This is a genomic window from Azotobacter beijerinckii (assembly GCF_900110885.1).
Taxonomy (GTDB): Bacteria; Pseudomonadota; Gammaproteobacteria; order Pseudomonadales; family Pseudomonadaceae; genus Azotobacter; species Azotobacter beijerinckii.
In genome coordinates this window covers 1-7,941 of sequence record NZ_FOFJ01000099.1, presented here as the reverse complement: position 1 = coordinate 7,941, position 7,941 = coordinate 1, and the positions used below count along the sequence as shown (strand labels likewise).

The 7,941-nt window shown below is 67.6% G+C and carries 8 protein-coding genes; 2 read left to right on the top strand and 6 right to left on the bottom strand.

The window, feature by feature from the left end; translation table 11 throughout:
* A partial coding sequence (locus BMY22_RS22030; RefSeq protein ID WP_143068597.1) for an ISAs1 family transposase occupies positions 1–285 on the top strand: 285 nt, incomplete at its 5' end.
* A gap of 146 nt (positions 286–431) precedes the next feature.
* Here the strand turns inward: BMY22_RS22030 and BMY22_RS22025 are convergent.
* The gene (locus BMY22_RS22025; RefSeq protein ID WP_208599375.1) at positions 432–1,229 is read right to left on the bottom strand and encodes a class II aldolase/adducin family protein; all 798 of its coding nucleotides are present in this window, start codon (positions 1,227–1,229) and stop codon (positions 432–434) included.
* 188 nt (positions 1,230–1,417) lie between these two features.
* Between BMY22_RS22025 and BMY22_RS22020 the strand changes: the two genes are divergently transcribed.
* Complete coding sequence (locus tag BMY22_RS22020; RefSeq protein ID WP_090625429.1) at positions 1,418–2,995, top strand: ABC transporter substrate-binding protein; 1,578 nt, start codon at positions 1,418–1,420, stop codon at positions 2,993–2,995.
* Between the two features lie 106 nt (positions 2,996–3,101).
* On the opposite strand, the gene rpoH is transcribed toward BMY22_RS22020, so the two are convergent.
* From rpoH to BMY22_RS21995, 5 genes are all read right to left on the bottom strand, one after another.
* Entirely contained in the window at positions 3,102–3,956 is an 855-nt protein-coding gene (gene rpoH / locus BMY22_RS22015) for an RNA polymerase sigma factor RpoH (protein ID WP_090625427.1), read from the bottom strand.
* Between the two features lie 102 nt (positions 3,957–4,058).
* Positions 4,059–5,066 carry a permease-like cell division protein FtsX gene (gene ftsX, locus BMY22_RS22010; RefSeq protein ID WP_090625426.1) on the bottom strand — a complete coding sequence of 336 codons (1,008 nt, stop codon included), beginning with the start codon at positions 5,064–5,066 and terminating at the stop codon, positions 4,059–4,061.
* Positions 5,066–5,734, bottom strand: coding sequence for a cell division ATP-binding protein FtsE (ftsE, locus tag BMY22_RS22005; RefSeq protein ID WP_090625424.1), 669 nt, complete (start codon positions 5,732–5,734; stop codon positions 5,066–5,068). Before ftsE ends, ftsX begins: the two co-directional genes overlap by 1 nt.
* Positions 5,731–7,026, bottom strand: a complete 1,296-nt coding sequence (gene ftsY / locus BMY22_RS22000) for a signal recognition particle-docking protein FtsY (RefSeq protein WP_090625423.1) — start codon at positions 7,024–7,026, stop codon at positions 5,731–5,733. The genes ftsE and ftsY overlap by 4 nt, the downstream gene beginning before the upstream one ends.
* A gap of 192 nt (positions 7,027–7,218) precedes the next feature.
* Positions 7,219–7,941 (bottom strand): group II intron reverse transcriptase (locus BMY22_RS21995; protein WP_208599374.1); only part of this gene is annotated, 723 nt, incomplete at its 5' end.

Sequence of the window (7,941 nt, the reverse complement as noted above, 5' to 3'; positions counted from 1 at the left end):
TTCCTGAGCTCGATCGGCGACCTGGAACGCTTTGCCGGCGTGGTGCGCGACCACTGGGCCATTGAGAACAGCCAGCACTGGGTGTTGGATGTGCAGTTTCGCGAGGATGCCAATCGCAGTCGCAAGGACCACTCGGCCAGCAACCTGGCCGTGATACGCCGCGCGGCACTGAACCTGATACGACAGAACGACAGCAGTCAACTGAGCATTGGCAGGCGGCGCATGCGGGCCTGCACCAATGCGCAGTACCGAACCCAACTGCTGTTTGGCCCGGATGCCTCATAGCGCGATTGCCCTGCGACTTCGGCGACGACCAACGGAGGTCCTTCGCGTCATCCGCCAGCCATGCCGTCGATGGCCCGGCACGCTCCGCCGCCCGGCCACTGGCCGAGCACAAATAAATCCGCCCCCTTCCCGCTCTCGTGGAGCATTCAGTCCCGGTAGGAAGCATCCAGCGCGTCGACCTTCAGCACCCAGGCATCGAACACCGCCTTGCACAGCTCTGGCTGCCGGGCGCCTGCCTGGAGACGAGTCCGGGCCAGTACGTCCGCCGACAGGCGCGTCATGCGCCCGACAGAGGCGGCGGCGATCTGGACATCGCAGGCGCGCTGCAGCAGCCACAACCACATAAAGGCTTCCTCGAGCGTTTCGCCCCAGGTCAGCAAGCCGTGGTTGCGCAGGATGACCACGCGCTTGTCGCCGATACTCGCGAGCAGCCGCTCCCGCTCATCGAAGTTCACCGTCACGCCCTCGAAGTCGTGATAGGCGACCTGACCATGCAGTTGCGCCCCGTAGAACGAATCGTGGGACAGCCCGTCCTCCAGGCAGGCGACCGCGCTGCCGGTGGTCGTGTGCGTGTGCATGACGCAATGGGCGGCCTGGATATGTCCGTGAATGGCGCCATGGATCACGAAGCCGGCCAGGTTGAGCGGATGCCCAGCTGGCCGGACGGGCCGGCCTTCGAGGTCGACGGCGACAAGATTCGAAGCCGTCACCTCGCTGTAGTGCAGCCCGAACGGATTGATCAGAAAGACCGTTTCCGGCCCGGGAACGCGCAGCGTGATGTGGTTGAAGATGGACTCGGTCCAGCCCAGGTAGTCGAAGACGCGATAGCAGGCGGCGAGCCGCACACGGGCCTGTCGCTCCGCCTCGGTGATCGGCAGCAGACGCTCGCCGAGGCGGGGCGCCCGATCCATCAGCAAGTCCTTGGGCTTCGAAGTATCGGTCACGTCCGCTCTCCCTCGACACAGGTCGAAGAATAGCTCCCGCCTCGGCGCACCGCGCGGCGTCGCGGCCCATTCCGATTGCCGGAACGGGCGAGAATAACCGGCGACAGGCGGAGCATTTTCCGGGAAAACTGCTCCAGAATAGCCCCCTTCGCCGAAGACCCGCCCGTCCGCCCCTTCAGGAGCCCCGCATGCGCCTCGCCCTTCTCCCCCTGCTGTTCGCCCCGCTGCTGAGCCAGGCCGCCACGCTCGTCGTCTGCAGCGAGGCCAGTCCGGAGGGGTTCGACGTGGTGCGCTACAACTCGCTGACCACCACCAACGCCTCCGCCGACGTGCTGATGAACCGCCTGGTCGAGTTCGATCCGCAGAGCGGCCAGCTGCAGCCCGGCCTGGCGCAGAGCTGGCAGGTGTCCACGGACGGTCTGGTCTACGACTTCCGGCTGCGCGAAGGCGTGGCCTTCCACCAGACGCCCTGGTTCACCCCGAGCCGGACGCTGACTGCCGAGGACGTGCTGTTCAGCTTCCGGCGCATGCTCGATCCGGCCCATCCCTGGCACAGGACGGCGCCGAGCGGCTATCCGCATGCCCAGTCGATGCAGCTCGGCGAGCTGATCCGCAGCATCGAGGCGGTCGGGCCGCAGCAGGTGCGCTTCACCCTCGCCCGCCCCGACGCGACCTTCCTCGCCACCCTGAGCATGGGCTTCGCCTCCATCTATTCGGCCGAGTACGCTGCCCAACTGCTCGCCGCCGGCACACCGGAGCAGCTCGACAGCCAGCCGGTCGGCACCGGCCCCTTCGTGCTCAAGCGCTACCAGAAGGATGCCCTGGTACGCTACCTGGCCAACCCCGACTATTTCGCCGGCAAGCCCGCGGTCGACGGAGTGGTCCTGGCCATCACCCCGGACGCCAACGTGCGTCTGCAGCGCCTGCGCCGCGGCGAGTGCCAGATCGCCCTGTCGCCGAAACCGCAGGACGTGCGTGCGGCGCAGGACGACTCGACGCTCAAGGTAGTCGCCACGCCGGCCTTCATGACCGCCTTCGTCGCCCTCAATACCCAGCATCCCCCGCTGGACAGGCCCGAGGTGCGCCAGGCGATCAACCTCGCCTTCGACAAGGCCAGCTACCTGAAGGCGGTGTTCGAGGACAACGCGCAGGCCGCCGACGGCCCCTATCCGCCGACGACCTGGAGCTACGCCGCCGACCTGCCGGTCTATCCCCACGATCCGGCCCGGGCCCGCGAGTTGCTGCTCAAGGCCGGGCTGGCGCAAGGCTTCAGCACCACGATCTGGACGCGCCCGGCCGGCAGCCTGCTCAACCCCAACCCCGCGCTCGGCGCCCAGTTGCTGCAGGCCGACCTGGCGCAGATCGGCATCCGGGCGGAGATCCGGGTGATCGAGTGGGGCGAGCTGATCCGCCGCGCCAAGGCCGGCGAGCACGACCTGCTGTTCATGGGCTGGGCCGGCGACAACGGCGATCCGGACAACTTCCTCACTCCGCAGTTCGCCTGCGCCTCGGTCGCGTCGGGACTGAACTTCGCCCGCTACTGCAACGCACGGCTGGACCAACTGATCGCCGAGGGCAAACGCAGCAGCGACCAAGTAGAGCGCAGCCGGCTGTACCGGGAGGCACAGACGCTGATCCGCGAGCAGGCGCTCTGGCTGCCGCTGGCCCACCCGACCGCCGCCGTGCTGGTCCGCAAGGGCGTCGAGGGCTATCGGGCCAGCCCGTTCGGACGCCAGGACTTCAGCAAGGTGCGGCTGGACAGATGAGGGTGGCGCCGGGCCGGTGGTCGGCAGGGGAACATCATGAAGACTGCAGCTGTGCTGCCGTAGGGTGGGTAACGCTGCGCGGTTACCCACCCTACGGGGAAGAGAATTACGCCTGGATCGAGCCCTTGAGCTTGTTCAGGGCGCTCTTCTCCAGCTGGCGGATACGCTCGGCGGAGACCTTGTACTTGGCCGCCAAATCGTGCAGCGTGGCCTTCTCCTCGGCCAGCCAGCGCTGGTAGAGGATATCGCGGCTGCGCTCGTCGAGACCGTCCAGCGCCTCGTGCAGGTTGGCCGCGGCGCTGTCGCTCCAGTCGGCTTCCTCCAGCTGGCGCGCCGGGTCGTAGCGCTGGTCTTCCAGGTAGTGGGCCGGCGACTGGAACGCGCTGTCGTCGTCGGCGTCGGCCGCCGGGTCGAAGGCCATGTCCTGGCCGCTCAGGCGGCTTTCCATCTCGCGCACTTCGTGCGGCTCGACGCCCAGGCTCTCGGCCACGGCGTGGACTTCGTCGTTGTTCAGCCAGGCCAGGCGCTTCTTCTGGCTGCGCAGGTTGAAGAACAGCTTGCGCTGCGCCTTGGTGGTAGCGACCTTGACGATACGCCAGTTGCGCAGGATGAACTCGTGGATCTCGGCGCGGATCCAGTGCACCGCAAAGGACACCAGGCGCACGCCCATTTCCGGGTTGAAGCGCTTGACCGCCTTCATCAGGCCGACGTTGCCTTCCTGGATCAGGTCGGACTGGGCCAGACCATAGCCGGAATAGCTGCGGGCGATGTGGACGACGAAACGCAGGTGCGCCAGCACCATCTGCCGTGCGGCTTCCAGGTCCTGCTGGTAGTAGAGACGACCGGCCAGTTCGCGCTCCTGTTCGGGCGTCAGCAGCGGGATGCTGTTGACCGCGTGCACATAGGCCTCCAGGTTGGCGCCGGGGACCAGGGCAGAAACAGGTTGCAGGGAATTGGTCATGCGAATCCTCCGATTCACTGGGAATGGCCAGTGTAGCATCGGAGGATCTGACTGCAAGCCGCCGCAAAAGCTCCGTTACAGTCCGGCCGGCGCGCCGGCCGATCAGCGCGGCGCCAGCTCGCTGAGGTGCCGCGCCACCGCCAGCCAGGCGCCGACATAGCCGAGCAGGACGGCCCCCAGCAGCAGCGAGAGACCGTCCTCCAGGGGTATCCCGGCGAGGGCGAAATCACTGCCATAGAGCCCGGCCAGGCGCACCACCGCCGCGTTCAGCCAGTCGATCCCGTAGACCAGCACCAGCCAGGCCAGCAGCCCGGCGCCGCCGCCGTACAGGGTGCCCATGTAGAGGAAGGGCCGGCGTACGTAGCCGTCGGTGCCGCCGACCAGCTTGATCACCTCGATCTCGCTGCGGCGGTTCTCGATGTGCAGGCGAATGGTGTTGCCGATCACCAGCAGCAGGGCCAGCACCAGCAGCACGGAAAGCCCGAAGACGAAGCGCTCGCCGAGCGCGAGGATCGCCCCGAGGCGCTCGACCCAGAGCAGGTCGAGCTGCGCCAGTTGCACGCCGGAGAAGTCCTCGAGCTGCAGGCGCAGGGCCTCGAGACCGGCCTTGTCGATCGCCCGGGGGGTGACCAGGATCACCCCCGGCAGGGGATTCTCGGGCAGCCCGCGGAGCGCCTCGCCGAGCCCCGACTGGCGCTGGAACTCCTCCAGCCCCCGCTCGCGACCGATCCACTCGGCCTCGGCCACCTCCGGCAGCGCGGCGATTCGCGCGCGCAAACGCTCGCCCGCCGCATCGTCCACGTCCAGCGTGGTGAACAGGGAAATCTGCGCGGCACGCTGCCAGGAGCCGCCGAGCCGCGCGATGTCGTCGAGCAGCAGCGACAGTCCCATCGGCAGGCTGAGGGCGACGGCCATCGCCAGACAGGTCAGGAAGCTGCCCAGCGGCTGCCGGCCGAGCCGGCGCAGGCCGTCGACCAGGCTGCCACGGTGACTGTCCAGCCAGGATACCAGCAGCGTGGCGAAATCCGGCTCGGCACCCTTCGCCTCCGCCCTGGGCAGGGCGCCGACCCGCTCGGAGGGGCGCGGCTCGGGCAGGTTGGAATCGCTCATCAGGCGGCCTCCCCGTCGCTGATCAGACGACCGCGTTGCAGGGTCAGCAGGCGGTGGCGCATGCGGGCGATCAGCGCCAGGTCGTGGCTGGCGATCAGCACCGTGGTGCCGAGGCGGTTGATGTCCTCGAACACTCCCATGATCTCCGCGGCCAGGCGCGGGTCGAGGTTGCCGGTGGGCTCGTCGGCCAGCAGCAGGGCCGGCTGGTGGACCACCGCACGCGCGATGCCGACCCGCTGCTGCTGTCCAGTGGAAAGATCGGAAGGGAAACCCTCGACCTTGTCCTGCAGGCTGACCCGCTCCAGGGCAATCAGGGTGCGCCGGGCGATCTCGTCCTTGCCCAGGCCGAGAATCCGCAGCGGCAGGGCGACATTGTCGAACACGCTACGGTCGAACAGCAGCTGGTGGTTCTGGAACACCACGCCGATCTGCCGGCGCAGGAAGGGGATCTGCGCGGTGGTGATGCTCGACAGATCCTGCCCGGCGAGCAGCAGCCGGCCGCTGGTCGGGCGCTCCATGGCCAGCAGCAGACGCAGCAAGGTGCTCTTGCCGGCGCCGGAATGGCCGGTGACGAAGAGGAACTCGCCGTGGCGCACCTGGAAGCTCAGCTCGTGCAGGCCGACATGGCCGTTGGGATAGCGCTTGCCGACCTGTTCGAAGCGGATCATTGCACCGGCTTCTCCGCGAACAGCGCGCGGACGAACTCCTCGGCGACGAAGGTGCGCAGGTCGTCGACGCCCTCGCCGACCCCGATGTAGCGGATCGGCAGGCCGAACTGCTTGGCCAGGGCGAAGATCACCCCGCCCTTGGCGGTACCGTCCAGCTTGGTCAGCGCCAGGCCGGTGACGTTCACCGTCTGGCTGAACTGCTTGGTCTGGTTGATGGCGTTCTGCCCGGTACCGGCATCCAGCACCAGCAGCACCTCGTGGGGTGCCGCGTCGTCCAGCTTGCCGAGCACCCGGCGAACCTTCTTCAGCTCCTCCATCAGGTTGTCCTTGGTGTGCAGGCGACCGGCGGTATCGGCGATCAGCACGTCCATGCCGCGCGCCTTGGCGGCCTGCAGGGCGTCGAAGATCACCGAGGCGGAGTCCGCGCCGGTATGCTGGGCGATCACCGGAATCCGGTTGCGCTCGCCCCAGACCTGCAGCTGCTCGACGGCGGCGGCGCGGAAGGTGTCGCCGGCGGCGAGCATGACCTTCTTGCCGTCCTGCTGCAGGCGCGCGGCCAGCTTGCCGATGGTGGTGGTCTTGCCGGCGCCGTTGACACCGACCACCAGGATCACATAGGGCCGCGGCGCGGACTCGAGCGCCAGCGGCTGCTCGACCGGTCTGAGCAGCGCGGTCAGCTCCTCCTGCAGGGCGCGGTACAGCGCCTCGCTGTCGGCCAGCTCCTTGCGCGCCACCCGCTGGGTCAGACTCTGGACGATCGCGGTGGTGGCCTCGACGCCGACATCGGCGAGCAGCAGGCGGGTTTCCAGTTCCTCCAAGAGTTCGTCGTCGATCGCCTTCTCGCCGAGGAACAGGCTGGCCATGCCCTCGCCGAGGGTCGAGCCGGTCTTCGCCAGGCCCTGGCGGAGGCGGGAGAAGAAGCCGGACTTGTTCGGCCGCGGCGCGGGCTGGACGACGGCTGCCGGCGCCTCGACCTCGACCGCTGCCAGCGGCGCGGGCTCGCTCGGGGGCGCCGCCTCCGCGGCGGGCTCAGACTCGGGCTCCGGCACGGGCGGCGCGGCGACCGGCACCTCGACCGGCGCCTCGAGAACCGGCGGCAACGGCTCGGCCTCGGCCGGGCGGGAGGTTTCGACGGTCACCGCCGGCGGCGGCTCGGCGGTAACGTCACAGGGCTCTTCGGCGGGGGCGGAGGCGGGGGCCGGCGCGGGTTGCTCCTTCTTGCGGAACCAGCCGAACAGGCCTTTCTTCTCGCCGGCCTCGGCCGGCTTCTTGTCGTCATTTGAACCAAACATGGAGACGGCTTTCTCACGGGGGCGATGAGACCGGCGGGCTTGGCCGCCGGTGAAGTCGGGTAGGGACAGGCCATTACTGGCCCGTCCCCCCCTAAGAACCGTGCGTGCGACTTTCACCGCACACGGCTCAAGCCTACTTGAAGCCAAGAGACTTGGCCGGCAACGCACGGAGTATTGCGGGCGACTCTACCACTATAAGCCGCTGTGGAGCAGTTCTACCTGTCTATCCTGGCTGTGGACCAGGGCATGGCAGTTCGGGTGAAGTAGCACGCGATTGCTCAGGGTATCCGGTCCGCCGTCCACCCGTCTGACGACGTGGTGGTCGTGCCAACCGGTCTCCTTGCTGATCGCATGCCCACACAGGGCGCACTTGCCCTGCTGCCGCCGGAAAAGCCCGAGAATCTGTCCCCGATAACGCAGCTTGTGCTGCATCCGTTGGACTCTCAGTTTCTCCCACTTCAGCTCCTGCGCCGCGTCATAGGGCTGGTAGTCTCCCGGCAGACGCTTTTGGTGCGCAGTTGTGGTGTCGGCCAGCGCATATAGCCGACGGTACTTCACTTCTGCCTTGCTGTTTTTGTATGGGAACGCGAACACCCAGTTCCGTCCGTTTATGGAGTGGAAGTATTTCTTCCGAATCCACGCCGCGGACTTCTTCGGATGCCTGCGTTTCGCCCACCTCCAGAGTCGCCAGTGGATCAGGTGATCCAACGTGCTGAAGGTTTTTTGCGCCACTGCCGGGGCATGGTACTGCGCCCACCCCCGTAGCACCGGGTTCAGTTGGCCGATCAACGCTGCCTGCGTCAGGGCGCCGCTGCCTTTGACGATCTCCCGCACCTTCCGATAGAACGCCGAGACGTTCTTCTTCGAGGGTTTGATCAGCAGCTTGTCCTTCCTGTAGGGCGATTTCGGCACGTA